19 protein-coding genes are annotated in these 23,541 nt (G+C 63.8%); 4 read left to right on the top strand and 15 right to left on the bottom strand.

The genetic code is table 11. The annotated features are described in order from the left end of the window. Positions 1 to 6: 6 nt before the first annotated feature. Positions 7 to 2,868, top strand: coding sequence for a valine--tRNA ligase (locus CDV44_RS04590; RefSeq protein ID WP_087686861.1), 2,862 nt, complete (start codon positions 7 to 9; stop codon positions 2,866 to 2,868). A gap of 29 nt (positions 2,869 to 2,897) precedes the next feature. Continuing rightward, the gene (gene galU / locus CDV44_RS04585) at positions 2,898 to 3,782 is read left to right on the top strand and encodes a UTP--glucose-1-phosphate uridylyltransferase GalU (RefSeq protein ID WP_058377955.1); all 885 of its coding nucleotides are present in this window, start codon (positions 2,898 to 2,900) and stop codon (positions 3,780 to 3,782) included. 143 nt (positions 3,783 to 3,925) lie between these two features. Here galU and CDV44_RS04580 read toward each other — a convergent pair whose 3' ends face one another. Further along, a complete protein-coding gene (locus tag CDV44_RS04580) occupies positions 3,926 to 4,153 on the bottom strand; it encodes a sulfurtransferase TusA family protein (protein WP_058380179.1) in 228 nt (75 codons plus the stop codon). A gap of 102 nt (positions 4,154 to 4,255) precedes the next feature. After that, the gene (locus CDV44_RS04575) at positions 4,256 to 4,786 is read right to left on the bottom strand and encodes an NUDIX domain-containing protein (protein ID WP_087686860.1); all 531 of its coding nucleotides are present in this window, start codon (positions 4,784 to 4,786) and stop codon (positions 4,256 to 4,258) included. 226 nt (positions 4,787 to 5,012) lie between these two features. Between CDV44_RS04575 and CDV44_RS04570 the strand changes: the two genes are divergently transcribed. Continuing rightward, the gene (locus CDV44_RS04570) at positions 5,013 to 6,314 is read left to right on the top strand and encodes a chloride channel protein (RefSeq protein WP_087686859.1); all 1,302 of its coding nucleotides are present in this window, start codon (positions 5,013 to 5,015) and stop codon (positions 6,312 to 6,314) included. A gap of 30 nt (positions 6,315 to 6,344) precedes the next feature. Here CDV44_RS04570 and CDV44_RS04565 read toward each other — a convergent pair whose 3' ends face one another. From CDV44_RS04565 to alaS, 7 genes are all read right to left on the bottom strand, one after another. Further along, positions 6,345 to 7,664: a HipA domain-containing protein gene (locus tag CDV44_RS04565; RefSeq protein WP_087686858.1), complete on the bottom strand. Its 1,320-nt coding sequence runs from the start codon at positions 7,662 to 7,664 to the stop codon at positions 6,345 to 6,347. Further along, positions 7,661 to 7,999 carry a helix-turn-helix domain-containing protein gene (locus CDV44_RS04560; RefSeq protein WP_087686857.1) on the bottom strand — a complete coding sequence of 113 codons (339 nt, stop codon included), beginning with the start codon at positions 7,997 to 7,999 and terminating at the stop codon, positions 7,661 to 7,663. Before CDV44_RS04560 ends, CDV44_RS04565 begins: the two co-directional genes overlap by 4 nt. Positions 8,000 to 8,171: 172 nt before the next feature. Further along, the gene (locus CDV44_RS04555) at positions 8,172 to 9,299 is read right to left on the bottom strand and encodes a low specificity L-threonine aldolase (RefSeq protein ID WP_249277401.1); all 1,128 of its coding nucleotides are present in this window, start codon (positions 9,297 to 9,299) and stop codon (positions 8,172 to 8,174) included. Positions 9,300 to 9,362: 63 nt separating this feature from the next. Continuing rightward, positions 9,363 to 9,557 carry a 4-oxalocrotonate tautomerase gene (locus CDV44_RS04550; protein ID WP_087686856.1) on the bottom strand — a complete coding sequence of 65 codons (195 nt, stop codon included), beginning with the start codon at positions 9,555 to 9,557 and terminating at the stop codon, positions 9,363 to 9,365. 80 nt (positions 9,558 to 9,637) lie between these two features. Further along, complete coding sequence (locus CDV44_RS04545) at positions 9,638 to 10,408, bottom strand: class II aldolase/adducin family protein (RefSeq protein ID WP_087686855.1); 771 nt, start codon at positions 10,406 to 10,408, stop codon at positions 9,638 to 9,640. 47 nt (positions 10,409 to 10,455) lie between these two features. Continuing rightward, the gene (locus CDV44_RS04540) at positions 10,456 to 11,694 is read right to left on the bottom strand and encodes a YbfB/YjiJ family MFS transporter (protein ID WP_087686854.1); all 1,239 of its coding nucleotides are present in this window, start codon (positions 11,692 to 11,694) and stop codon (positions 10,456 to 10,458) included. A 343-nt stretch (positions 11,695 to 12,037) separates the two neighbouring features. Beyond that, positions 12,038 to 14,662, bottom strand: a complete 2,625-nt coding sequence (gene alaS / locus CDV44_RS04535) for an alanine--tRNA ligase (protein ID WP_087686853.1) — start codon at positions 14,660 to 14,662, stop codon at positions 12,038 to 12,040. A gap of 244 nt (positions 14,663 to 14,906) precedes the next feature. On the opposite strand from alaS, the gene CDV44_RS04530 reads away from it, so the two are divergent. Then, positions 14,907 to 16,130, top strand: coding sequence for a CaiB/BaiF CoA-transferase family protein (locus CDV44_RS04530; protein ID WP_087686852.1), 1,224 nt, complete (start codon positions 14,907 to 14,909; stop codon positions 16,128 to 16,130). Between the two features lie 125 nt (positions 16,131 to 16,255). Here the strand turns inward: CDV44_RS04530 and CDV44_RS04525 are convergent, their stop codons facing one another. Genes CDV44_RS04525 through CDV44_RS04500 form a run of 6 tightly spaced genes read right to left on the bottom strand, consistent with a single transcriptional unit; the run spans position 16,256 to position 23,539 of the window. After that, positions 16,256 to 17,119: an oxaloacetate decarboxylase gene (locus CDV44_RS04525; RefSeq protein ID WP_087686851.1), complete on the bottom strand. Its 864-nt coding sequence runs from the start codon at positions 17,117 to 17,119 to the stop codon at positions 16,256 to 16,258. Then, the gene (locus tag CDV44_RS04520; protein WP_087686850.1) at positions 17,116 to 18,558 is read right to left on the bottom strand and encodes an FAD-dependent oxidoreductase; all 1,443 of its coding nucleotides are present in this window, start codon (positions 18,556 to 18,558) and stop codon (positions 17,116 to 17,118) included. The genes CDV44_RS04525 and CDV44_RS04520 overlap by 4 nt, the downstream gene beginning before the upstream one ends. After that, a complete protein-coding gene (locus CDV44_RS04515; protein WP_087686849.1) occupies positions 18,555 to 19,172 on the bottom strand; it encodes a cysteine hydrolase family protein in 618 nt (205 codons plus the stop codon). Before CDV44_RS04515 ends, CDV44_RS04520 begins: the two co-directional genes overlap by 4 nt. 22 nt (positions 19,173 to 19,194) lie before the next feature. Then, positions 19,195 to 21,264 (bottom strand): hydantoinase/oxoprolinase family protein, encoded by a 2,070-nt coding sequence (locus CDV44_RS04510; protein WP_087686848.1) that lies wholly within the window; start codon positions 21,262 to 21,264, stop codon positions 19,195 to 19,197. After that, a complete protein-coding gene (locus CDV44_RS04505) occupies positions 21,261 to 22,997 on the bottom strand; it encodes a hydantoinase B/oxoprolinase family protein (RefSeq protein ID WP_087686847.1) in 1,737 nt (578 codons plus the stop codon). The genes CDV44_RS04510 and CDV44_RS04505 overlap by 4 nt, the downstream gene beginning before the upstream one ends. Further along, positions 22,991 to 23,539 (bottom strand): 3-isopropylmalate dehydratase, encoded by a 549-nt coding sequence (locus CDV44_RS04500; RefSeq protein ID WP_087686846.1) that lies wholly within the window; start codon positions 23,537 to 23,539, stop codon positions 22,991 to 22,993. The genes CDV44_RS04505 and CDV44_RS04500 overlap by 7 nt, the downstream gene beginning before the upstream one ends. Positions 23,540 to 23,541: the final 2 nt, after the last annotated feature.

Genomic DNA, 23,541 nt, shown 5'->3' with positions numbered 1-23,541 from the left:
CAATCCATGAGCGACAGCGACAATACGCTTGCCAAGAGCTTCGAGCCGCAGGACGTCGAAGCCCACTGGGGCCCCGAATGGGAACGCCGGGGCTATGCCCGGCCGACGTTCGACGACGCCCGCGAAGATTTCAGCATCCAGTTGCCGCCGCCGAACGTTACCGGCACGCTGCACATGGGGCACGCGTTCAACCAGACGATCATGGATGGTCTGACGCGATATCACCGCATGAAAGGCGCCAATACCCTCTGGGTACCGGGCACCGACCATGCGGGCATTGCCACGCAGATCGTCGTCGAGCGCCAGCTCGACGCCCAGAAAGTCTCGCGCCACGACCTCGGCCGCGAGAAGTTCGTCGAGCGCGTGTGGGAATGGAAAGAAAAGTCGGGCAACACGATCACCGGCCAGGTTCGCCGCCTGGGCGCCTCGATCGACTGGAGCCGCGAATACTTCACGATGGACGACAAAATGTCCCAGGCCGTGCGCGACGTCTTCGTCACGCTGCACGAGCAGGGGCTGATCTATCGTGGCAAGCGTCTCGTGAACTGGGAATCGACCCTGCTCACGGCCGTGTCCGATCTGGAAGTGGTGAGCGAGGAAGAAGAAGGCTCGCTGTGGCACATCCGCTACCCGCTGGCTGACGGTTCGGGCTCGCTCACGGTCGCGACCACGCGCCCGGAAACGATGCTGGGCGACGTCGCGCTGATGGTTCACCCGGAAGACGAGCGCTACAAGCACCTGATCGGCCAGATGGCCAAGCTGCCGCTCTCGGACCGCGAAATCCCGATCATCGCCGACGACTACGTCGATCTCGAATTCGGCACAGGCGTGGTGAAAGTCACGCCGGCGCACGACTTTAACGACTACGCAGTCGGTCAGCGTCACAACCTGCCGCAAATCAGCATTCTCACGCTCGACGCGAAGATCAACGAGAACGGCCCGGAAAAGTACCGTGGCCTCGATCGTTTCGACGCGCGCAAGCAGATCGTTGCCGATCTGGATGCCCAAGGCCTGCTCGAATCCGTCAAGGCGCACAAGCTGATGGTGCCGCGCAGCGACCGCACGGGCACGGTCATCGAGCCGATGCTTACCGACCAGTGGTTCGTCGCGATGAGCAAGCCGGCGCCGGAAGGCACGTTCCATCCGGGCAAGTCGATCACCGAAACCGCGCTCGACGTCGTGCGCAGCGGTGAAATCAAGTTCGTGCCCGAGAACTGGACGACCACGTACAACCAGTGGCTCGAAAACATTCAGGACTGGTGTATCTCGCGTCAGCTCTGGTGGGGCCACCAGATTCCGGCGTGGTACGACGATGCGGGCAACGTCTACGTCGCGCGTTCGGAAGAAGAAGCCATCGCGAAGGCGAGCGCCGCCGGCTACACCGGCGCACTCAAGCGCGACGAAGACGTGCTCGACACGTGGTTCTCGTCGGCGCTGGTGCCATTCTCGTCGCTGGGCTGGCCGCAGGAAACGCCGGAACTCAAGCACTTCCTGCCGTCGTCGGTGCTCGTGACCGGCTTCGACATCATCTTCTTCTGGGTGGCGCGCATGGTCATGATGACCACGCACTTCACCGGCAAGGTGCCGTTCAAGACCGTGTATGTGCACGGGCTCGTGCGCGATGCCGAAGGCCAGAAGATGTCCAAGTCGAAGGGCAACACGCTCGATCCGATCGACATCGTCGACGGCGTGACCCTCGACGCCTTGCTGGCCAAGCGCACCACGGGGCTGATGAACCCGAAGCAGGCCGCGACCATCGAGAAGAAGACGCGCAAGGAATTCCCGGAAGGCATCGCGCCGTTCGGCACCGACGCGCTGCGCTTCACGTTCGCGTCGATGGCCACGCTGGGCCGCAACATCAACTTCGATCTGGCCCGCTGCGAAGGCTATCGCAACTTCTGCAACAAGCTCTGGAACGCCACGCGTTTCGTGCTGATGAATTGCGAAGGTCAGGACTGCGGCATGGCCCCGTGCGTGGGCGACTGCGGCCCGGAAGGTCAACTCGATTTCTCGCGCGCCGATCGCTGGATCGTGTCGCTGTTGCAGCGCGTGGAGGCCGACGTCGCGAAGGGCTTTGCCGACTATCGTTTCGACAACATCGCCACCACGATCTACAAGTTCGTGTGGGACGAGTATTGCGACTGGTACGTCGAACTGGCCAAGTGGCAGATTCAGAACGGCACACCGGCGCAGCAACGCGCCACGCGCCGTACCCTGCTGCGCGTGCTTGAGACCGTGCTGCGTCTGGCGCATCCGGTGATTCCGTTCATCACCGAAGCGCTGTGGCAGAAGGTGGCACCGCTTGCCGGGCGCTACCCCGCCGACAAGGCACCGGGCGAAGCCAGCATCATGGTGCAACCGTATCCGGTAGCCGATGCCAGCAAGATCGACGAGAGCGACGAAGCGTGGATGCAGCAGTTGAAGGCCGCTGTCGACGCGTGCCGTAACCTGCGCGGCGAGATGAATCTGTCGCCGGCACTGCGCGTGCCGCTGCTGGTCGCGGGCGACATCGACTTCCTCAAGTCGATTGCCCCGTATCTGCAAACGCTGGCCAAGCTTTCCGAAGTGCAGGTGCTGGCCGACGAGGCCTCGCTTGACGCCCAAGCCGCTGGCGCGCCGCTGGCCATCGTGGGTGCCAACAAGCTGGCACTGAAGGTGGAAATCGATGTCGCCGCGGAACGCGAACGCCTCGGCAAGGAAGTCAAACGCCTTGAAGGCGAGATCGTGAAGTGCCACGGCAAGCTGTCCAATGAGAGCTTCGTGGCACGCGCCCCGGCTAACGTGGTGGAACTTGAGAAGCAACGATTGGTCGACTTTGAAGCGGTTCTCGGCAAATTGCAGGCCCAGCTCGCCCGCCTGCCCGCCTGAGATCTGCGCTATCCAAGAGGGAGATACCAATGAAAACAGTTGTCACCAAAGCCGTTTTCCCCGTTGCGGGCCTCGGCACCCGATTCCTCCCGGCGACCAAGGCGAGCCCGAAGGAAATGTTGCCGGTCGTCGACAAGCCACTGATTCAGTACGCGGTCGAAGAAGCGGCAGCGGCCGGCATCACCGAGATGATTTTCGTCACGGGTCGTAACAAGCGCGCGATCGAAGATCACTTCGACACCGCGTTCGAACTCGAATACGAACTCGAAACGAAGCAGAAGCTTGCACTGCTCGACGCCGTACGCTCGATCAAGCCCGCGAACGTCGATTGCTTCTTCGTGCGCCAGCCCAAAGCACTGGGTCTGGGACACGCCGTGCTGTGTGCAGAAAAGCTCGTGGGCGACGAGCCGTTCGCGGTCATCCTCGCCGACGACTTGCTCGACGGCGAGCCGCCCGTGCTCAAGCAGATGGTCGATCTGTACAACCAGTATCACAACTCGATCATCGGCGTTGAAGAGATCCCCATCGAGCAAAGCCGCTCATACGGCATTGTCGAAGGCAAGGAATGGGGCGAGACGGACATCGTCAAGCTGACCAACATCGTCGAGAAGCCGGCACCGGAAGTCGCGCCGTCGAACCTCGGTGTGGTGGGCCGCTACGTGCTGCGTCCGCGCATCTTCGATTGCATCCGTGAAATCGATCCGGGCGCCGGCGGCGAAATCCAGCTGACCGACGCCATCCAGAAGTTGCTGCACGACGAAGTCGTACTGGCCTATCGCTACAAGGGCACGCGTTTCGATTGCGGCAGCAAGCTGGGTTACCTGAAGGCGACGGTGGAATTTGCGCTGCGCCACCCGGAACTGAAGGACGCTTTCCGCGAGTATCTGCGCGATACGCACGGCGACCTCAAGTGATGCGCGTGCAGGATCTTGACCGGTGAGGTGTTATCAGCAAGGTCACCGGCAGGATCAGCACCCATGAAAAAGCCGACGGCATGTCCGTCGGCTTTTTTGTGTCTGCTGCGCCTGAGATAGCTTGATGGCGCGGCGGTTGCCGCTTAACGGCGGCGCATCAGGAAGTAGAAGGTCTTTTCTTCTTCACGCGATTCGAGCAACTCGTTGCCGGTCTGTTTTGCGAAAGCAGCGAAGTCGCGCGCCGAACCCGGATCCGTTGCCACGATGCGCAGGACTTCGCCGCTCTGCATGTCGGCGAGTGCCTTCTTGGCGCGCAGAATCGGCAGCGGGCAATTCAGGCCGCGTGCGTCGACTTCTTTCTGGAATTCCATGCTCATGTCCCTCTTGTCGGTCTCATTCGTATTTTCTGCCGGGCGTTGCCCGGAAACGTCGATTCTACCGTAGTCGTCGCGCGCGCATCGTGGCGCACGATCTCAGCCGGCAATCGACAACCGCGCCGACTCCACGTATTCGACCGGCAGATTACGCCGCCGCAACCATTCCGCCACCGCGTGCCCCGTGCCTGCGGGCCATGGACGCACTTGCTCCGGTGCGACCAGACGGAATTCCGCGAGCTCTTCCGAGAGAAGAATGTCGCCATCGCACACCGCGTGATAGGCGATGATCAGCTCGTTCCTGCGCATGAATTCGTAGACGCCGAGCAGCGAGATCGCATCGGTTTCGAGATTGGTCTCTTCCTTGATCTCGCGACGGATACCGTCTTCGGGCGTTTCGTCGCGCTCGAGAAACCCGGTGATCAGCGCGAACATGCCCTCCGTCCACGCGGCATTGCGGGCCAGCAGAATCTGTCCGCGATACTCGACGAGACCGGCCACGACCGGCAGCGGGTTATCCCAGTGGACGAAAGCGCAAGCCGTATCGGGACATGCCCGGCGAATGCGCCCGGCAACATCACGTGAGTCGAGCGGGGAGGCACAGCGGGGACAAAAAGTGAGTTCGTTCATGATCGTTCTTCGGCGAATCCGAATATCTTAAATGAACTCATGACGCGCTGCACATTCGGTAATTTCCGGGACGTAGCGGGCCGGCGTCCCGAAATCCGAAGCGTATAATCGGCCGACGTCTTTCAACATTCGCCCCCGCCCCGTGTCAGACACTCCCCCCGCTTCCGAGGCGTCTTCACCGCCCCCCAGCGCGCCACCCAGCGTGCCCCCTGCGGCCTCGCTCCCTGTGAGAATCGCACGCACCGGCGCCCATCGTTCGCGCCGTCTGTGGCACAACTACGGCGTGTTCTGGCTGGGCGCGGTGCTCGTCGGTCTGGTGTCGGTGGCCTATGCGAAGCTGGTCGATTTCGGCTTCGAATTGTTTCAGCGCATGCTGGCGCACGGCTTCTGGCTGCCGCTGATCGTGACGCCCTTGGGCGCTGCGCTCGCCATCTGGCTGACGCAAAAATTCTTCAAAGGCTCGGAAGGCAGCGGCATTCCGCAGGTCATCGCCACGCTTCAGGACGGCCGCCTCTCCCGCTCGCTGCTGACGCTGCGCATCATGTTCGGCAAGATCGCAATCTCGTTTCTCGGCATCCTGTGCGGCTTCACGATCGGACGTGAAGGCCCGACGGTGCAGATCGGCGCATCGCTCATGTATGCGATGCGACGCGGCTACCGTCGCAGCAGCGCTCACATTGAACGGCAGTTGACGCTGGCAGGCGCGGCGGCCGGGCTCGCGGCAGCGTTCAACACGCCGCTCGCCGGGGTGGTCTTCGCCATCGAGGAATTGAGCCGCAGTTTCGTGGCGCGCAACAGCGGCACGTTGATCACCGCGATCATCTTCTCCGGCGTCGTCGCACTCGGCTTGCAGGGCAACTATCTCTATTTTGGCCAAATCAAGGCGATCAGCGAATTTCAATGGACGCTGATCCCCGTGCTGATCGGTGCGAGTCTGCTGACCGGGGTGGCAGGCGGCGTGTTCTGCTGGCTGATGCTTAACGTGCCACGCTGGATGCCTGCGTCGCTCGTGGGTATGCGGCGCGCGCATCCGGTGCGCTTTGCCTTCCTGTGCGGGGTCGTGATTGCCGTGATCGGCATCGTCTCTGGCGGCACCACCTTCGGCAGCGGTTACGCCGAGGCACGCGGGCTGCTCGAATCGCACGAAGCGCTCTCGCCGCTCTATGCGCTGCTGAAATTCGGCGCGTTGTCGGTGTCGTATCTGTCGGGCATTCCGGGCGGCATCTTTGCCCCGTCGCTCGCGATCGGCGCCGGGCTCGGCAACGTGATGTCGCACGTCACGGCCGTGGTGCCGTTACCCGCAATGGCCGCGCTGTGCATGGTGGGATATCTGGCGGCAGTGACGCAATCGCCGATCACGTCGTTCGTGATCGTCATGGAAATGATCGACGGCCACCAGATGGTCATCCCGCTGATGGCCGTTGCGTTGCTCGCCACGCAAGTCTCGAAGGCGTTCTCGCCGTCGTTCTATCACACGCTCGCGCACCGCTTTCTCACGCCGGAGACGCCGGCGACGCCGAAGGGTTAGGGTGCCAGGCGCATCCCTCTCCCGACACGATTAAGCGTCGAGACGCCGGATCGCCTCCTCAATCACGGTATGACGAATGGCGCGCAAGCAGCGCATTTCCCCACCAAACGTTGCAGCAAGTTCCGGGCGCTTCTCCATGATGGCGTCATTTTCCTTCGCCACGTCGGCCAACAGTTCGTCGGCCGCCACAGTCACGATACGTACCATTTCGCCCAGGTTGCGACGCGCCACGGCCTCGTTGATACCCAATGCCTTTCCGGCACCCAAGAGAATTTCGGGCGTAATTTGCGAGTAGCGTTGCACGCCGTCGATGGGGCGAGTGAACTCCACCAGGTCTGGCCATCTGCCGCGCGCGCTGTATTCCGGTGTTTCGTAGACGCTTTCGCTAAGAAGATCGTAATGCGGCGCAAGCGCTACGCCATCGTGCCCCACAAGAAAGCTCAAGTTCTTGAGATGACAGTCGCCATTTCCTACGATTACGCAGAATACGAGCCAACGATAAATGCGCAACCGGGCCAGCGCCGTCGTCCGACACGCATCGGCGAGCGCACTCAGGGCATCGACCGACCACGCCGAATACTTCATGCTCGCGGCGAGATTAAGCAGTTGACACCCGTCGATCGCGTGTCGGCGTCGCACTGAATTCTCACCAATCACCCGATCGAAACGCTCAATCAGATAAACGGGTGCAGGTACGTAGCGCCGGTCGACTTGGGGAACATCCAGGCCGACGCGCTTGGCCAGCTTCATCACAAACCACTCGTTGATGACGGAGTGGGGATAGTCATCAACTTGAGGATGATTTGGCTTGAGAATATGCGTCGAGGCCGCTTGCCCCTCCGGCTCGAAGAGCTCGCCATCGCGCACGATCACAGCGAGCTTGTGTTGCGCGCCGGCGAGCGACATCTTTTTGGGTGCACCGTGCGTCAGGGGCAGCGTCGGAAGTTGGCGGATTCTCTCATTGAGTTCGGTGTCGGGTAGCGCTCGCATCCCGCTGCGGGTTTCCACCGGATCCTCTGGTGAGCAGAGCGTAAGCGATCCGGCCGACTCCCTGCCGTAGTATTCGAGCAGCCCGAATGCGTCACTGACGTCTGCGACCTTCGCATCCTTGGCAAGCAGGGTCCGCGCCGACTCCTCTGGCAGGAGATTGTCGAAATACCACTGTATCGGGCGAACCGTCGCACCATCGACCAACGCCGCGTCAGCAACCGGCATATGCGGACTCAGGGCAAAGTGTGCGGGATGACTACGCCAAGCGTCCGTGTATTCGAACGCCCACAAGCTCTGCCTCTCCCGTAACGTACCTATGCGTTGCTCGTCGATCCATACGGCCATCTCGCGCTCATTCATTTGCGCTCCTGGTCTCGGGACACCGACGCCTTGGCCTCCGAATGCTTCAACCGCGTACGTCGGGCCTCTGCACGGCGATTCGCTTCGCCCACTTGCTTGCTGATCATTTCGTGCGTGGCTTCAGGAATATCGAATTCAACGCGCACACCAAGCCCGGTCAGAATCTGGAAAAGCTTGCCCCACTGTATCGTCTCCCCGCCTCGCTCAGCCTTCACCATGAATGACTCACTGACATCGAGCAGACCTGCCGCATCGACTTGCCTGAGTTGCTGCGTCTTGCGGGCCGCACGGATGACACCACCGATTTGTGTCGCGTCTTCGATTTGATATCGCATGTCGCCGCTCCGAGAATGCACCGTGAGATCGAGATAAAAACTACTTGATCGCACAGTTTAACGACTCACGATAGTCTTGTCAGATAAAAACTATACGATCGAACAGTATTTGATAAAAACGAGGTATATCTCACAAAAACTATTCGATCAACTAGTTTTACTGCCAAAAAAATCACCCCGCCACACTCAGCACCCGAATATCGGCTGCCAGACGCTCCACCGTCTCCGCACGCGTGTCCCATGCGCACATAAAGCGGCAACCGCCTGCGCCGATGAACGTGTAGAACTTCCACCCCTTGGCGCGCAGCGCTTCGATCACGTGCAGCGGCAACTCGGCAAACACCGCATTGGCCTGCGTCTCGAACATGATCGAGACCCCCGGCACGTCGCGAATCCGTTCGGCCAGCAACTGCGCCATCGCATTCGCATGCCGCGCGTTGCGCAACCAGACATCGTTTTCGAGCATGCCCAGCCACGGCGCGGAAATGAAGCGCATCTTCGACGCCAACTGCCCCGCCTGCTTCACGCGATAGGCGAAATCTTCCGCCAATGCGCGGTTGAAAAACACCACCGCTTCGCCGACCGGCAAGCCGTTCTTGGTGCCGCCAAAGCACAGCACGTCGACTCCGGCGCGCCACGTTACATCGCCCGGATGGCAGCCGAGCGTCGCGACAGCATTCGCGAATCGCGCACCGTCCATATGCACGCGCAGATTGCGTCGCTTGGCGACCGAGGCAATCGCCTTGACTTCATCGACCGAATACACCGTGCCGACTTCCGTGGCCTGCGTGAGCGTGACCACCTTGGGCTTCGGAAAGTGAATATCGGAACGGCGGCTGATCACCGACTCGACAGCATCCGGCGTGAGCTTGCCGTCGTTCTCGCGGCCGCGCGCGGTCAGCAGCTTGGCGCCGTTGGAGAAGAATTCCGGGCCACCGCACTCGTCCGTCTCGACGTGCGCCAGTTCATGGCAGATGACCGAGTGATACGACTGCGAGAGCGACGCCAGCGCCAGTGAATTGGCTGCCGTGCCGTTGAAGACGAAGAACACCTCGCAATCGGTATCGAACAGCGTGCGCACACCGTCGCAAACGCGCTGCGTCCACGTGTCGTCGCCGTAGGCCACTTCGTGACCGCTGGCATTGGCTTCGGTGAGATAGTGCAGCGCCTCCGGGCAGATGCCCGCGTAGTTATCCGAGGCGAAGTGTTGCGGCACGTCCTGCGCTGCGTGGGCTGCGGCAGGATTTGCGGCGTTGGTGGAAAACGTGGAATTCGTGGAATTGGCGGGGTGTTGCGACATGACGACCTCTTCAATACAACGGGGATCGCCGGTCGACCCCCGACCTTGGGCCTTGCGGCCGGCTTACTCGGGACGCGGGTCCGACCAGAGCGTGCCGCCCGTGGCCCAGTTCTCGCGTTTGGTGTCGGTAATGATGATGTCGACCGACTCCGGCGTGCAACCGAGGGTCTCGACCGCGGCGGCGGTCACGGCCTTCACGAATGCGCGCTTTTGATCGACCGTACGGCCTTCGAACAACTCGACGTGAAACGTTGGCATTGCTATCTCTCTCCTGATGTTGTTGTCGTGACTCGCTCAGATCCGATGCGACTCGCTGCAACCGCTGCAATGCGATGCCATCAGTCTCGAAACGAGCTGTCCATTTTATCGAGTTTGCGCAGCAATGCGGGCCACTCCATCTCGCCTTCAATCGCACCGCCGTCTTCAAGCTGCACGGCCGTCTTGTCCTGCACCGCAGCGCTCGGCAGATAAGGCGGTGCACCGCCCACCAGCGCCTGCAACTGAATCTCGCAGGCCTTAATCAACGTGGCCATCAACACGAAGGCTTCCGCGACCGTACGGCCAACCGTGAGCGTGCCGTGATTGCGCAGCAGCATCGCCGGATACGCGCCGAGCGACGCCACCAGACGCTCGCCCTCCGACGGCGAAAACGCCAGACCTTCGTAGTCGTGATAGCCGATCCGCTCATGAAAACGCAGCGCGTGTTGCGAGATCGGCAGCAGACCGTGCGGTTGAATCGAGACAGCGATGCCCGCCGTGTTGTGCAAATGCATGACGCAAACGGCTTCCGGACGCGCCGCATGCACCGCGCCGTGCAGCGCAAAGCCCGTGACATTCACGGGATGCTCACTGTCGCCGACAATCTCGCCGTCCATCGTGATCTTCACGAGATTCGACGCCGTCACTTCATCGAACGCCAGTCCGAACGGATTGATCAGGAAGTGCCCGGGCTCGCCGGGCACCATGGCCGAGATATGGGTGTAGATGAGATCGTCCCAGCCGTGCATCGCCACGAGCCGGTAGCACGCTGCAAGGTCGACGCGCATGCGCTGCTCGGCGTCGCTCATGCCCGTGGCAGCCTTGCGGCCCGCCTGCAATGTAAATGCCATGTGAAATGCTCCTGCGCAAATTGGGAAGCGCCGCTCAAGAGGCGGACTCAGGGGGCGCGTTCGAGCGAACGCCGCCAGTCCCAGACGAAGCCAACGGCACCCAGCGCGAGCACGGCAGTGGCGCACAACAGCGCCGCCGTGAAGCTGCCGGTCGTCTCGACCAGCGGTGCAGCCACCAGCGGCCCGACGATCTGCCCGATGCCATAGGATGCCGTCACAAGCCCGATCAGGCCATTGGCATTGTCCCCACGCAGCCGGCGGCATTCACGCACGGTATAGACCGTGATCGCGGTGAACGGCAAGCCCACGAGAACGCTCCCAAGCGCGAAACCCACAACGTTCGGCAACACGATCCCGATGCCCACGCCCAGCCCCTGCATGACGTAGCAGACGGCCAGCAACAGGCGGTTATCCCACGACACAGGGGCGCGCGCGCCGATGATCGCGCCGGGAATCACCATCAGGCCGAGCAGCGGGAAAAACAGATCGGGCCACGGCGAACCGGGCAACGCGTGACGCGCAATCACCGGCAGAAACGTCGCGGTAATGATGTAGCCGAACCCGGCGAAGCTATAGAACACCGTAATCGGAATCACGTTCTCGCCGCTGCCGTGATTGACGGCATGCGGTGTCGCATGAGCGGGGGCATCGCCCTCTGGCTTGGCCACAGCCGGTGCATCGGCAACAAACGTGCGCCAGATCACCGCCAGCAATATCAGCGCGAGCACGCCGCACAGCAGCCAGCCGCCACGCGCCGGCCAGCCGAATGCGCTGTTCAGATTGGCGAGCAAGCCGGTCACCACGATGCCCGCCCCCGGCCCCGCGAAGATCACGCCGCCCAGACTCGGCATGCGCAACTCGCCCAGCTTGCGAAAGCCCCATCCGGCCGAGAACACCATCGCCCACGCGCTCATCACGCCGGCCAGTGTGCGCACGATCGCCCACACCACGAACGACTCCAGCAGCCCCATGGCGAGTGTGAGCACAACGGTCGCGGCGAGGGCAAAACGAATCAGGAACGTCGGCGTGAAACGCAGCCACATGCACGAGAGTGCACCGATGAAATAGCCCGCGTAATTGAGCGATGCGAGCCAACTGCCGTGCTGAATGTCCACGAGGTGCTCATGCAACATGAGCGGCAGCATCGGCGTGAAGGCGAAGCGGCCGATGCCCATCGCGATCGACAACGCGAGCATGCACGACAGCGCAATGCGCCAGGCCGCGCGTTCCGGCGACGGTTGATGCGACGAGGCAGGTCGGGCGGAATCGGCGAGTGTGGCTGACATGGCGTTGGCTAACCCGCGAACGGGCGGTATCAGGGAGGCTCGGGGAAGCTTGGAAAGGTGCGGCGCAGTCGGTCAGGCCATCTAGTCCGAAACGCGCAACCACCGCACGCAGGCTTACGCCGACGCGCACCATCGTGGCGAATACTTTACATGGAAAACATCACGGAAAGCGATTGTTCCCCTAAGGCATCAGGGGCAATCGGTGCGCCATCGACACACCCATGCAAAACGCGCGCCGAAGCGCGCGTTTGCGAGAGCACCCTGCGGGGCAAATGACAGCCGGGGCATGCGAGGCGGCAACCGTACTGCCAGTGCCGCCGCACGCCTCGATGTCACACCGGCATTACAGCTTGCCGGCCACCCAGCCCTGCACGCCGGCGAGCGCCTGCGGCAGTTGCGACGGGTCGGTACCGCCCGCCTGTGCCATGTCGGGACGGCCACCGCCCTTGCCGCCCACCTGCTGGGCCACAAAGTTGACCAGCTCGCCCGCCTTGACCTTGCCCGTGGCATCCGCCGTCACGCCCGCGATCAGGCTGACCTTGCCGCCTTCGACGGCGGCCAGCACGATGGCAGCGCTCCCCAGCTTGTCCTTGAGCTTGTCCATCGTCTCGCGCAGCGTCTTGACGTCGGCGCCTTCGAGTTGTGCGGCCAACACCTTCAGGCCATTGACGTCCACGGCCTGCTCGGCCAGTTCGTCGCCTTGGCTCGATGCGAGCTTCGACTTGAGCGCGGCCAGTTCCTTCTCGAGCGACTTGACCTGTTCCTGCACCTGCGCGATACGCGGCGTCAGTTCTGCGGGCTGCGTCTTGAGGGCCGCAGCAGCTTCATTCACCTGATCGTCGAGCTTCTGCACGAAGCGCACCGAGTTGTCGCCGGTGATCGCTTCCACGCGACGGATACCGGCGGCAACACCGCCTTCCATCACGATCTTGAACAGACCGATATCGCCCGTACGCGCCACGTGCGTACCGCCGCACAGTTCGCGCGACGAACCGATGTCGAGTACGCGTACTTCGTCGCCGTACTTCTCGCCGAACAGGGCCATCGCACCACCCTTGACCGCGTCGTCGAACGACATCAGCGCAGCCTGCACCGGCGCATTGGCCAGCACTTCCGCGTTGACGATGTCTTCCACGCGGCGAATGTCGTCAGCGGTCATTGCCGCGTTATGGGCGAAGTCGAAACGCGTCTTGTCGGCATCGACCAGCGAGCCCTTCTGTTGCACGTGGCCGCCGAGCACTTCACGCAGGGCCTTGTGCATCAGGTGAGTGGCCGAGTGGTTGCGCACGGTGCGCGCGCGGCGCACGGCGTCGACTTGCGCCGTCACCGTTTCGCCCACCTTCAACTCGCCCGATTCGAGCTTGCCGTAGTGACCGAATACGTCGGCCTGAATCTTCTGCGTGTCCGAAACACCGAAACGCGCACCGGCCGTGGTGATCAAACCTTGATCGCCCACCTGACCGCCCGACTCGGCGTAGAACGGCGTGGTATCGAGCACCACGATGCCCTGCTGGCCGGCCTTGAGCGAGGTCACGCTCGTGCCGTCGACATACAGTGCCGTGACCTTCGCGCCTTCGAGCGCGAGGCGGTCATAACCCTGGAAACGCGTCTTGTCGCCGTCGTATTCCAGCGCCGTGGCCATCTTGAACTTGCCGGCCGCACGGGCCTGCTCGCGCTGACGCGCCATGGCGGCGTCAAAGGCAGCCTCGTCGACCGTGATGCTGCGCTCGCGGCAGACGTCTGCCGTCAGGTCGAGCGGGAAGCCGTACGTGTCGTGCAGCTTGAACGCGAGTTCGCCGTCGAGCGTCGTCACGCCGCGCTTGGCCAGATCGGCCAGCGCGCCTTCGAGAATCTCCATGCCGTTCTCGATGGTTTCGCCAAAGCGCTCTTCTTCCTGCTTGAGCACGTCGGTCACGCGCTGCTGTGCCTGCGCCAGTTCCGGATAGGCCACGCCCATCTCGGCCACCAGATCCGGCACCAGCTTGTAGAAGAACGGTTGCTTGCGGCCGAGCTTGTAGCCGTGACGAATGGCGCGGCGGATGATACGGCGCAGCACGTAGCCGCGGCCTTCATTGCCCGGAATCACGCCGTCGACGATCAGGAACGAGCACGCGCGGATGTGATCGGCGATCACCTTGAGCGAGTTCGCTGCCAGATCGGTCACACCGGTCTCGCGGCCAGCCGCCTTGATCAGGTGCTGGAACAAATCGATTTCGTAGTTGCTGTGCACGTGTTGCAGCACAGCGGCGATGCGCTCCAGCCCCATGCCGGTGTCAACGCACGGCTTGGGCAGCGGCGTCATGTTGCCCTGCTCGTCGCGGTTGAACTGCATGAACACGAGATTCCAGATCTCGATGTAGCGGTCGCCGTCTTCTTCCGGCGATCCTGGCGGGCCACCCCACACGTCGGCGCCGTGGTCGAAGAAGATTTCCGAGCACGGACCGCACGGGCCGGTGTCGGCCATCTGCCAGAAGTTATCCGACGCGTAGCGCGCGCCCTTGTTGTCGCCGATGCGGATGATGCGCTCGGTCGGCACGCCGACTTCCTTCGCCCAGATGTCGTAGGCTTCGTCGTCTTCCTGATAGACGGTGACCCAGAGCTTGTCCTTGGGAAGCTGGTAGACCGTGGTCAGCAGTTCCCATGCGTACTGGATCGCTTCACGCTTGAAGTAGTCGCCGAACGAGAAGTTGCCCAGCATCTCGAAGAACGTATGGTGACGGGCGGTGTAGCCCACGTTCTCCAGATCGTTGTGCTTGCCGCCGGCGCGCACGCTGCGCTGTGCCGTGGTCGCTCGCTTGTAGGGGCGCGTCTCAAGCCCGAGGAAGACGTCCTTGAACTGCACCATGCCGGAGTTCGTGAACAGCAGCGTGGGGTCATTGGACGGCACGAGGCTCGACGAGCGCACGATCGTGTGGCCCTTCGACTCGAAGAAGTTAAGAAATTTTTCCCGAATGTCTGCGACTTTCATAGCGTGCTTGAGAGCGTGGGGGCCGGGCTGGCTGCGCCTGGCGGGATATTTTGCAAACTTTTGATTATACGGGAAATCGGCACCCACACAGCGTCGGCGCGCCAACCGCAGTGCGAAACGGCGCTGGTCAGACGCCGAGACTCCGCCATAGACTCTTCGCCACAAGTTCCGCATTGCAAAACAATGTTTCGCACATGACGTGCAACGCCGTCACCGTGCGAAGCGATCAAGGAGAGAGATAACGATGGGCGCGCTGAGTCATATCCGGGTGCTGGACCTTTCACGTGTGCTGGCCGGTCCGTGGGCCACACAGAATCTGGCCGATCTGGGCGCGGACGTGATCAAGGTCGAGCGTCCCGGCGTGGGCGACGACACACGCAGTTGGGGGCCGCCCTACCAGCGCGATGCCGACGGCCGCGATACCGCCGAGGCCGCCTACTACCTCGCGGCAAACCGCAACAAGCGCTCGCTCACGCTGGATATCTCGCGCCCTGAGGGGCAGGCCATCGTCCGTGCGCTCGCCGCGCAAAGCGATGTCGTCGTCGAGAACTACAAAGTGGGCCAGCTCGCGAAGTACGGTCTGGACTACGCCTCGCTCAAAGCGGTCAAACCTGATCTCGTCTACTGCTCGGTTACCGGCTTCGGCCAGAATGGCCCGCACGCCTCACGCGCCGGCTACGACTTCATCATTCAGGGGATTGGCGGCTTCATGAGCATCACGGGCGAGCGTGACGGCCTGCCCGGCGGCGGCCCGCAAAAGGCCGGCGTAGCGATTGCCGATCTGATGACCGGCATGTACGCGAGTCTGGCGATCATGGCCGCCCTCACCCATCGCGACCGCACCGGCGTGGGCCAGTACATCGACATGGCGCTGCTCGACACGCAGGTCGCCATGCTCGCCAACATGAACACCAACTACCTCGCCAGTGAAAAGGCGCCGGTACGTTGGGGCAACGCGCATCCGAACATCGTGCCGTATCAGACGTTCCAGACGGGCGACGACGGCTGGATCATCGTCGCCGTGGGCAACGACGGCCAGTTCCGCAAGTTCGTGGAAGCCGGTGAAGAAGCCGCGCTCACGGACGACGCACGGTTCGCCACCAATCCGTCGCGCGTGCGCCATCGTGAAGTGCTGGTGCCGATCCTCGTCGAGATGGTGCGCAAGTTCAGCAAGGAGGTGTGGATCGACAAGCTCGAAGCCGCAGGCGTACCGTGCGGCCCGATCAACACGCTGCCGGAAGTGTTTGCCCACCCGCAAGTGGTCGCACGGGAAATGGCCATCGAATTGCCGCACCCGTCAGGCGGCGTCGCGCGCCTCGTGGCCAGCCCGATGAAGATGAGCGAAACCCCACCGGTCGCACGCACGGCACCTCCCACGCTCGGCCAGCACAGCGACGACATCCTGCGCGAACGGCTGGGCTTCGACGAAGCGAAGATCGCGGCGCTGCGCGAGACTGGCATCGTCTGACACGAAAAAGGCCCGTCGCGAAGCCATCCGCGACGGGCCCACCTACCAGCGCGACCCACGTCACGCGCCGATGCTTTCGGTGCTGCGCCCGCCGCCTTATCGCGCGGGCACGTCACGCATCCTGCTTACTCGTACTGTTTCCCCTCTGCCAGCAATTCCGGCGTGCCGATGACGGCATTGAGTCCGTCGAAATCGAGCATGCGTTCGCGCCATGCGGCCGTCGTGCCTTGCGTGTGCAAATTGGCGTAGTAACCCTGCAACGTGTGCGCCACGGCACGCGCCGTGCCACCCGGGAAGATGACGATACGAAAGCCGATGTCGGCCAGCGCCTGCGCACTTTGCACCGGCGTTTTGCCGCCCTCCACCATATTGGCGAGCAATGGCACACGCCCCGCAAATCGCTCGCATGCCGCCACCATCTGTTCCGTCGTGCGCAGCGCCTCGATGAACAACGCGTCCGCACCGGCCTCCAGATACTGTTCCGCACGATCGAGCGCGGCGTCGAGGCCTTCAACTGCGACCGCATCGGTGCGCGCCAGAATGAGCGTACGGGCGTCGTGACGTGCATCAACGGCCGCGCGTACCTTGCCCGTCATTTCCTGCAAGCTCACCACGCCCTTGCCGTCGAGATGCCCGCAACGCTTCGGAAACGTCTGATCTTCCAGTTGGATCATCGCCGCACCCGCGCGCTCGAACCCGCGCACGGTGCGCTTGACGTTGAGCGCATTGCCGAAGCCCGTATCCGCGTCGACGATCACCGGCACCGACACACGCTCTGCGATTCGCGCGAGGGTGTCCTCCACCTCCGGATAGGTCGTCAGTCCGATGTCCGATCGGCCAAGCCGGGTGTAGGCGATCGACGCACCCGAGAGGTAAAGCGCTTCGAAGCCCGCTTGTTCGGCGATCAGCGCCGACAATGCATCGTAGACACCCGGCGCGAGCAGCACACCCTCGCCGAGCCGGTGTTTGAGAGATGACGACAACGTCATTCGGAAATCTCCTTTGATTGGGTGGCGAGTGCCGACGCTGAAGCGCCGGACAACGCATCGATGGCAGTCTTCGCCGCCAGATAACCGCCCGCGACGGCCGAGAGCAGTCCATTGCCCGACAAGTAGCCCCACACGGCATTGCCCGACACCCCACGTGCCGCCCCACCGGCGGCAAGCAAGTTCGGAAACGGCTTGCCGTCCGGGCGCAACACGCGGCAATGGGCGTCGATATCGAGGCCGCCCTGCGTGTGGAACAGCGCACCGGTGACCTTGACGGCGTAATACGGTGCACTCAACGTACGGGCAAACCGGCGTCCGTCATCTGCCGTGCCCCCGGGGACAATCTCGTTCAGCGTCGTGCGCAGCGTCTGCGCGTCGCACCCGATGACCGCGGCAAGCGCATCGATATCGCCGCAGGTCTTGAGCGCCCCCGCCGCTTCGGCCGCTTGAAAATCGGGAAACGTGCGCGCCAGCGCGAGCGTCTGCGCGTCGAACACGTTCCATGCGACGCCGCCAGGCTGCGCCAGCACATTCACCGCCGCTTCCGAATAGCCGTGTGTCTCGTCGTGAAAGCGCTTGCCGTTGCGATTGATTTGCACGCCGCCGTCCATGATGACGGCCCACGAAATCAGCACACCGTGCGGCGTCGCCCACGAGCCGTGTCCCTGATAGCCGCCGAGGTCGGCCTGCGCCGCCCCGAGCGCTTGCCCCCAAAGCAGCGCGCTGCCGTCGTTGCCTTCGTGACCGCCGTAGACCGCCTGCGCCATCTCAGGCAACCACTCGGCCCTGAGCGTGGCATTCCCGCCGAAGCCGTTACAGGCGAGCAGCAGCATGTCGCAGCCCAGATACTCCATCGCACCGTCGGGCCGCACGCCACCCACGGCGCTCACGCGGCCGTCGTCATCGATCCAGAGTTCGCGCACGACGGTTCGCGTCAGCACAGGTGCATCCGTCGCCTGCACGGCGCGCTCAAGCGCCGCCATCAGCGCAGCCCCGGTGCGCTCAGGCAAGCTGTGCATGCGGCGCACGCTATGTCCCGGATACAGAAACCCATCGAGAATCTCGAACGTCAGACCGTGGCGCGCCAACGCGTCCATGGCCGGCCCGGACGCCCGCGCATACGCATCCACCAGATGGGCGGCCGCCGTGCCCTCGGTCTTGCGCAAGATGTCGTGTGCGAACTGCGCCGGGCTATCGTCGATACCTGCCGCCTGCTGCACCTCACTGCCAGCGGCCGGGATGAAACCTGACGACAGCGCCGTCGACCCGCTCGGCACCGCGTCACGCTCCAGCAGCACACAGTCGATGCCAGCGTCCTGCAAGACCAGCGCGGCGGTCAGCCCGCAAGCCCCCGCGCCTACGATCACCACGCTCAGTTGCGGCAAATCGTCGACGGGCGGACGCCCCTTGCGAATCACCGGGGCAAGCGGCGCGCTCATGCCGTAATCCGGCCGGCGAAGGCCTCGCAGGTCACGATCTCACCGACCGTGCGCAGGTCGGCCAGCGCCGCGTCATGTGCCGCCGGCGTGGGCGCGGCACAGCCGTCCGAGAGCACCAGCACACGGTAGTCGCGCATGTGGGCATCGCGCGCAGTGCTGGCCACGCCGCCATTGGTCACAATCCCGCACACGGCCACCGTTTCGATGCCCGCGCGTCGCAGCACCCAGTCGAGTTGCGTGTTGAAGAACGCCGAATACGCGACCTTCCACACCGAGACATCCACGTGTTCCGCGAGCGACGCCACCGTCGCATGCCCATCCGAGCCGGCCACAAAATCACCGCGCCGCAGAAACGGCCGCAATTGCTTCAGGTGCGGCGAAATCATCGGCTCGCCCTGTGCATCCGGCCAGAGCGTGAACTGGCTCGCCGCAACAAAACCGCCTGCCGCCTTGAGCGAGCGGGCAATCGGCGCAATGCGCGCCGGCAGCGCCTGCGCTTGCGGCGTTGCCGCGCCGCCCCGGTCATAAGCCCCGCCGGGGGTAATAAAGTCGTTTTGCAAATCCACGATGACGAGCGCCGTGCGCGCCGCATCGAGCACGTTAGTCTGGCTCATGACATGACTCCCGGGAGGCCGCTCACGCGTCGCGCGTGATGAGGAGGTTGCCCAGCGCATCCACGCGCCCGGAGAACCCCGGTTCGAGCCAGATCGTCGTGTCCGACTGCTCGAGAATCGCCGGGCCGGCAACGCTCGCGCCGACCGGCAGATCGAGCCGCGCAAACCGTACGGCATCCCACCACTGCCCGGCGTGATACACCCGCTGCGTGCCGAGCGATGACGGCATCTCGGTGGCTTGTGGTGCGAGCACACCGAGATCGAACTTCGGACGCACGCCGATGCGTGCATAACGCAGATTCATGATGCGCACGGCAATCCCGTCGAGCGCGCGGCCGAAGGCTTCGCGATACGCCGTCTCGAATGCCTGCGCGATGCCTTCGCGGTGCAGCGCCTCACGCGCCACCGGCACGCGCACCGTGTGGCTTTGGCCCACGTAGAGCATGTCGAGTTCGATGACCTCCTTCACCGCATCGAAACGCACCCCCGCCGAATCGAGACGTTGCTGACACGCGACCTGCAACGCCTCGACGCGGGCGACGAGATCGTCGGTGTCTAGCGCGGCGAGCGGCTTGTTGAGCGTCTGCACGCTGTCGTGGCGCATGTCGGCGATCACACAGCCCAGTGCCGAGGTCACCCCCGGATAGCGCGGCACGATGCCGGTGGTCGTCCCGACTTCGCGCATCATCGCGCACACGTGCAGCGCACCGCCGCCGCCGAACGGCATATAAGCGAACTGACGCGGATCGTGACCGCGCTCGATGGACACCAGACGAATCGCCCCGGCCATCTTGGCGTTGGCGACCGTGAGAATGGCTTCGGCGGCAGCGTAGACATCGAGCCCGAGCGGCTCGGCCACGTGCTTGCCGATGGCCTGCGCCGAGAGATCGCTATCGAGCTTGCCCAGCAGACCGCCACCGAGCGGCCGGTCGGCGGCGATACGTCCAAGCAGCACATTGGCGTCGGTCACCGTCGGGCGAAGATTGCCGTGCCCGTAACACGCGGGCCCCGGAATACTGCCAGCCGATTCCGGCCCCACCTGAAGCAGGCCACCGGCATCGACCGAGGCAATCGATCCGCCCCCGGCGCCAATCGTTTCGATCTGAATCATCGGCGAGCGCACCACCATGCCGAATTCGATGGACGTCTGGGCCGAGAGCGACGCCTCGCCGCCCGCCACCAGCGAGACATCGAACGACGTACCGCCCATGTCGCCCGTCACGGCATTCGGGAAGCCTGCTGCGCGCGCAATGGCCGCGCAGGCGATCACCCCGGCCGCCGGCCCGGAAAGTGCTGTGCGCACCGGCACATCGCTTGCTGTCTCACGCGACATGATCCCGCCATTGCTCTGCACGACCAGCAACTCGCCCTCGAAACCTTGCGCTTTCAGATCGCGCGCCAGACGCGTCAGATAGCCGCCGACCACCGGTTGCAGCGACGCGTTGAGGGTTGCCGTCGAGCAGCGTTCGAATTCGCGAATTTCCGGCAGCACTTCCGTGGCCGCCGTCACATTCCCGTTGGGCCAGAGTGCGCGCACCGCCGCCACTGCGCGTTGCTCGTTGACCGGGTTGGCGTATGCATTGACGAAGAACACGCACACGGCCTCGCAACCGGCTTCGAGCAGCGCACGCGCGGCCGCTTCCACCTGCGCGATATCGACATCGGTGTGAACCGTGCCGTCGGCCAACACGCGCTCATCGACCTCCAGACGCAGATCGCGCGGCACGATGGGCGTGAAATTGCCGCGCAGCCCCCACGTTGCCGGCCGGTCGCGGCGGCGCATTTCCAGCACGTCGCGAAAGCCCGTCGTGGTGATGATGCCGGTGCGCGCCACCTTGCGCTCCAGCAGTGCGTTGGTGCCCACCGTCGTGCCGTGCACGATGGTGGCAATCGCTGCCGCCCCGCCGCGCCCGGCAGATTCGACACGTTCGATACCGTTCATGAAGCCGCGCGCCTCTTCGCCACGCGTCGACGGCACCTTCACGATGCGCGCCACGCCGGCCGCTTCGTCGAGCACGAACAGATCGGTAAACGTCCCGCCGACGTCGACACCGACGACCAGCGAGGGGTTCGGGTTGGCTGCTGCGCTCATGCCTGTTGCTCCTTCGTTGCTTTGCCGTCGACGACCGTGCTCTCGCCCGCCGCCGTCACTGCTTTCGTCACCGCTTTGGTCACCGCGTTGGTCACATACCCCATCGCCCGATCGTGCGCACGCGCGCCTGCATCGCGCCGCGCCGGGTCGCCATACCCGCCCCCGCCCGGCGTCTCAAGACGCACGCGCTCGCCGCGCGCGAGCTTGATGCCGAGCATCTTCGAGGCCATCGGCGGCGTATGCCACTCGCCGTCGTTCTGATATTGGAAGACGTTAGGCACCGACGCCTCGCCACCCGCGATGCCTTGTGGTGCCGAGCGTCCACGCTCGCCGAAGACAAACGCTTCGGCACTGTCTTCCAGCAATTCGATTTCGTAGATAGCCCCGAGCCCGCCGCGATGCTCGCCATCGCCAGCCGAGTCTGGACGCAGCGCCCATTGCGTGAAGCGCACCGGATACGCTGCCTCGAGAATCTCGACCGGCGGAATCGTGGCGGTCGAAATCGGCGCGTTGCCGTGCGAGAGACCGTCACCATCGCAATGCCCGCCGTGGCCGCCGCCGAAGAAGCTGAACATCACCCAGCGCTGGCCTTTGCGCTCGGCGTCCGTGCGATAGCCCGCAATCGACAGGGCGTTGATCGTGCCGTAGGCCTGCGCCATCGCCCGCTCGGGGGCGGCTTGCGCCATCGCGCAGAAGATCACGTCGATCATGCGCAGAATGGTTTCGGTGTAGCCACCGACCGGACGCGGCCGCTGCGCCGAGATCAGCAGCCCTTCGGGCAGTTCGAACTTCACGGCATCGAGCACGCCCGCATTGGCCGGGACATCGGGGAACAGATGTTTGAGCGCGACGTAACACGCCGCAATGGCCGTGGCTCGCGAGATATTCACGGGCCCCATGCAAGCCGGCGACGTGCCGGTGAAGTCCAGCGTCAGCGTGTCGCCCGCCACACGCATGCGTAGCGCGATGGTCAGCGGCTCGTCGCGTACGCCGTCGTTGTCGAGCGTGTCGTGATAGGTATATTCGCCATCGGGCAGCGCCGCGACATGCGCGCGCATGAGTTTCACCGCCCGCTCGCGCAGTTGCACCAGCGCGTCCTGCACCGTGCCGTCGCCGTACTCGTCGAGCAGGTTGGCCAGCCGTCGTGCGCCGAGCTCCAGCGCCGCCAGTTGCCCGTTCAAATCGCCCCAAAGGCTATCGGGCAAGCGGGTGTTGGCCTTGAGAATCGCGAGCACATCGGCGTCGAGTTCACCGCGTCGCAGGATGCGTACCGGCGGAATCTGCACGGCCTCTTGCCAGCACTCGGTGGCCGCCGGGTTGTAGTTGCCCGGCACCGCACCGCCTACGTCGTGCCAATGGGCGGCAGACGCGAGAAAGCAATACAACTTGCCATTGCGAAACACGGGGCGCACGAGCTTGAAGTCGTTGGCATGCGTGCCGCCTTCGTACGGATCGTTGAAGAGCCACACGTCGCCGTCCACCATGCCGCCGCGCTCGGCCGCAGCGCGCGCCGCCGCCTGCACGGCGAAGGCCATCGCACCGACGAAAACCGGCAGGCCCGACTTGCCTTGCACGAGCGTGGCACCGGTCGCCGCGTCGTAGATGCCGTGGCAGGCGTCGTGCGCCTCGGCAATGATCGGGTTGAAGGCACTGCGGTAGAGCGTCGCGTCCATTTCGTCGGCGATCTGCTCCAGCCGGCCCTTGAGGACCGCCAGGGTGACGGGATCTAGCATGAAGAAGCTCCGTTAGGTGTCGCGTGAGATGTCGAACTGCGCCGCTTGAGCAGATTGAGCAGGCCGCCCGCCTCGACCATGTCGAGCAGGAAACCGGGCACGTTCTCGCAAGCGAGACGGCTGCCGTCGGCGCGTTCGATAAAACCGTCGCGCGGTGCCAGCCGCAGGGTCTCGCCCTCGGCAATGCACTGCGCGTCGGCGCAGGTCAGCAGCAACAGCCCCACATTGAAGGCGTTGCGAAAATAGAGTCCGTTGAACGACGGTGCGATCACGGCACGCACGCCCAGATGCACCAGCGCAGCGGCGGCCTGTTCGCGCGACGAGCCGATGCCGAAATTCGGCCCGGCCACCAGCACGTCGCCCGGTCTGACTTGCGCGGCAAATTCAGGGCGTACGCGATGCAGGCAATGGCGAGCGATCTCGTCGATGCCGAATTTCATGTAGGCGCCCGGGGCAAGCGCATCGGTGTCGATGTCGGCCCCCACCACCCAGGTGCGGTGGCCGGGAGCGAGTGCGTCGGTAGAAGACGTTGGCAATGTCATGA

The sequence above is a fragment of the Pandoraea sp. PE-S2R-1 genome (assembly GCF_002179865.1).
GTDB lineage: Bacteria > Pseudomonadota > Gammaproteobacteria > Burkholderiales > Burkholderiaceae > Pandoraea.
Note: the sequence above shows the minus strand (reverse complement) of the source record. Positions and strands in the feature narration are given on the sequence as shown.